The 2,295-nt window shown below is 68.9% G+C and carries 3 protein-coding genes and 1 pseudogene; 3 read left to right on the plus strand and 1 reads right to left on the minus strand.

Features of this window, described 5'->3' with window-relative positions; translation table 11 throughout:
• Both ACE3O8_RS07255 and ACE3O8_RS07260 read left to right on the plus strand, forming a co-directional pair.
• Window positions 1-261 (plus strand): annotated as a pseudogene (locus ACE3O8_RS07255) (tRNA (adenosine(37)-N6)-dimethylallyltransferase MiaA); the annotation flags it as partial.
• Between the two features lie 113 nt (window positions 262-374).
• The gene (locus tag ACE3O8_RS07260; protein WP_374388271.1) at window positions 375-1,517 is read left to right on the plus strand and encodes a collagen-binding domain-containing protein; all 1,143 of its coding nucleotides are present in this window, start codon (window positions 375-377) and stop codon (window positions 1,515-1,517) included.
• A 5-nt stretch (window positions 1,518-1,522) separates the two neighbouring features.
• On the opposite strand, the gene ACE3O8_RS07265 is transcribed toward ACE3O8_RS07260, so the two are convergent.
• Window positions 1,523-1,858, minus strand: coding sequence for a hypothetical protein (locus ACE3O8_RS07265; RefSeq protein ID WP_374388273.1), 336 nt, complete (start codon window positions 1,856-1,858; stop codon window positions 1,523-1,525).
• Between the two features lie 150 nt (window positions 1,859-2,008).
• On the opposite strand from ACE3O8_RS07265, the gene ACE3O8_RS07270 reads away from it, so the two are divergent.
• On the plus strand, window positions 2,009-2,295 hold a 287-nt coding region (locus ACE3O8_RS07270; protein ID WP_374388274.1), incomplete at its 3' end, for a thiamine pyrophosphate-binding protein.

Genomic DNA, 2,295 nt, shown 5'->3' on the forward strand with positions numbered 1-2,295 from the left:
CCCATCGCTGCGCGGGGGGGGGCGATGTGGCGCGCCGGCGCGCTGGATGAGGTGCGGCGACTCGCCGCGCGCAGGCTTTCGCCCGCGCTTCCGGTGATGCGCGCGATCGGCGTGCCGCCGCTGCTCGCCCACCTGTCGGGAGATCTCGACGAAGCCGCCGCCCTCGAACGCTGGCGGTTCGATACCCGCCAATATGCGAAGCGCCAGGCCACATGGGCCCGCAACCAGACGGGCGGATGGCCCCGCCACACGCCCGGCTGAAGGGGCGGTTCAAGCGTCGAGTTTACAATTGCTCACGGTTAACGCCCTCAAAATCCCCTAAGCGCGCCCCCATATCAGCCGTATCGAAACGACACGGACACAAAGTGAGCATCATGACCTACCGCACCCTCGCAGCCCTCGGCGGCCTCCTGCTCGCAGCGCAACCCGCGCTGGCGACGGCGCCTGTCGGTGACCCGCTCGCGGGGCTTCAGGCCATGCGCGAGCTGAACGCGATCGTCCTTGGCGACACGCAGGGCTGGCTTGCCGTGCAGGGCAAGACCTTCGTGGCCGGCGACGTGAAGAACGGCGGCGAATTCGGCACCGGCAACAGCGCGAAGGGCGCCGCCGCCTCAGACCGCGCCACGCTGACGGTGGGCGGCAAGATCCAGAATTACACCCGTCTGCAGAACGGCGCCAACGGCGCGGCCGGCCCGGTCGGCGCGCCCGCCAGCATGCTTGTGGGCGGCAATGTCCAGCAGCTCGACCTCGCGACCGGCAATGCCAGCGTGAAGGTCGGCGGCACGATCGCCAACACCAACGGCTCCGCCGGCAGCACCGTCGAATCCGGCGGCGCGGGCCATGGCTATCTGAACGCCAACGGCGGCACGATCACCACCAACAAGGGCGCGGCCTATGCGTCGGGCCTGCAGGGCGGCATCAACAGCGAAGCCGCAAAGCTCGAAGCCGATCTCACCGCGCTCTCCGCGTCGCTCGCGGGGCTGGGCTCCACCGACGGCAACAGCGTCAGCAACAGCTATGGCGCCTGGACGTTCAACGCCGTCAGCGACGGCACCGGCAAGAGCGTGTTCAACCTGACGGAAGCGGCCTTCAGCGGCTGGCAGTGGACCCTGAACGTCGCGGACCCGACGCTGACGGTGATCTTCAACGTCACCGGCGACGGCAGCTACAACTGGAACACGGCGCTGGCCGGCGCCTTCGCGGGCTTCGCCGGCGAGGTGATCTGGAACTTCTCCGACGCCACCAAGCTCGACATCTCGCAGGTCGTGAACGGCTCGATCCTGGCGCCGCTCGCAAAGGTGGCCGCCAACTCGGCGCTCAACGGCAGCGTCGTCGCCGGCGACCTGAAGGCCAGCAGCGGCGTCAACCTCGGCACCTACCACGGCAGCGACCTCGGCTTCGGCAGCGCGGAAGCGGTGCCGGAACCCGCCACCTGGGCCATGCTGATCACGGGCTTCGGCATGGTGGGCGCCATGATCCGCCGTCGCAACCGCGGCATCGCGCGCGCCAGCGCCTGAAGCGCCTAGCGCCGCCGCGCCCACCATAGGGTCGCGGCGGCACCCACCCCCAGCATCGCCAGCAGCGCGCCGGAATAGAGCCCGGCGCACGGCTTTGCCGCATCCGTCATCCAGGCGTCCAGGTTCACGCCCAGCGTCGCCAGCATCACGCCCGTGAACAGCGCCCAGCCCGCCGCATGCAGCGCAGGCCGGGCCCGCGCGCCCGCCAGCGCCAGCATCAGCAGCAGTGCGCCCGCCACCAGGTCGTCCCACGCCTTCGGCTGCGCCAGCACCGATTCGCCGCGCCGCGCCAGCTCCCCGGCCAGCAGGGCCAGGCCAACCAGACCTGCCAGAATTCGCATGAATCGCATCATGAAGCGGCAAGTTCAGACATAAAAGAACAAGAAAAGTTCAAATTTCGAAATCCTGTGTCGCTTCCGGCGTTGACAGCCGGGGGCTGCCTCCCTATTCCGCGCCCTCCACATCGAACAGCATCACGAAGGAAGCATGTCATGCAAGGTCGGGAACAGAGCGGGGCCGAGATCATCGTCCGGGCGCTCGTCGATCTGGGCGTCGACACCATCTTCGGCTACCCCGGCGGCGCGGTGCTGCCCATCTATGATGCGCTGTTCCGGCAGAAGCAGATCCAGCACGTCCTCGTCCGCCACGAAGCGGGCGCGGTGCATGCGGCCGAAGGCTATGCGCGCTCCACCGGCAAGCCGGGCGTGGTGCTCGTCACCTCCGGCCCCGGCGCCACCAACGCCGTCACCGGCATCGCCGACGCGCTTCTCGATTCGAT

The organism is Sandaracinobacter sp. (assembly GCF_041909755.1).
Taxonomy (GTDB): domain Bacteria; phylum Pseudomonadota; class Alphaproteobacteria; order Sphingomonadales; family Sphingomonadaceae; genus Sandaracinobacteroides.

What these genes read in the sequence shown, in the direction of transcription:
- ACE3O8_RS07260 (WP_374388271.1), top strand. Translation starts at nt 375, where the DNA reads ATGACCTACCGCACCCTCGCAGCCCTCGGCGGCCTCCTGCTCGCAGCG.
- ACE3O8_RS07265 (WP_374388273.1), bottom strand. Translation starts at nt 1,858, where the DNA reads ATGCGAATTCTGGCAGGTCTGGTTGGCCTGGCCCTGCTGGCCGGGGAG.